Source organism: Pseudomonas sp. BJa3, assembly GCF_026343815.1.
In the GTDB taxonomy this organism is placed as follows: domain Bacteria; phylum Pseudomonadota; class Gammaproteobacteria; order Pseudomonadales; family Pseudomonadaceae; genus Aquipseudomonas; species Aquipseudomonas soli.
This window is the reverse complement of the sequence record NZ_JAOXMC010000051.1, coordinates 1-506: the sequence shown is the minus strand read 5'-3', so window position 1 is coordinate 506 and position 506 is coordinate 1. Positions and strand designations below refer to the sequence as shown.

Annotated in this window: 1 protein-coding gene; it reads right to left on the bottom strand. The window is 57.5% G+C overall.

Going from position 1 to position 506, the window contains the following annotated elements; all coding sequences use genetic code 11:
* On the bottom strand, positions 1-506 hold a 506-nt coding region (locus tag OH705_RS26840), incomplete at both ends, for an integrase core domain-containing protein (RefSeq protein WP_267303382.1).

The following is a 506-nucleotide window of genomic DNA, read 5'->3' as shown; positions in this document are numbered from 1 at the left end:
GCATCCCGCACATCGACTCTGCCAAGGATGATGGGACCGAAAATAACATCCCAGACGCCATCCCCAACCTGCTCCAGTCCAATGGTCTGGTGCTTGAGCACATAACCTACGTAGATCCTCAAGCCCCGGCGATTGATGATGCCGGAGCTATCAGCCGGCAAGCTCTCGATATGACTGGGATAGGTCATTTCGGGGAGCTTTTCAGGGAATGGGCGTGGAGATGGCTGGTAGCAAGACGCCGGTGTTTTCTGCTTCAGCGCTTCATGCAAGCGCTCGTGATTGTAGTGCTGCCGAAAGCGATCAAAGTGCCGTTGTTGAGCCTCCCAGGCCACTGCCGGCGGCGATGGGAGCGTGCTTTTGAGCGTTCGATGCATGCGCTCGTGGCGGCCATTTTGTTCAGGCCGACCAGGTGCAATGCGCTCGGGAATGATGCCTAGACGCAGCCACCAGATCGACAGCTGAGAAAGTCCCGCACGCCCCTTACTGGCAAACGGCACACCGTTATC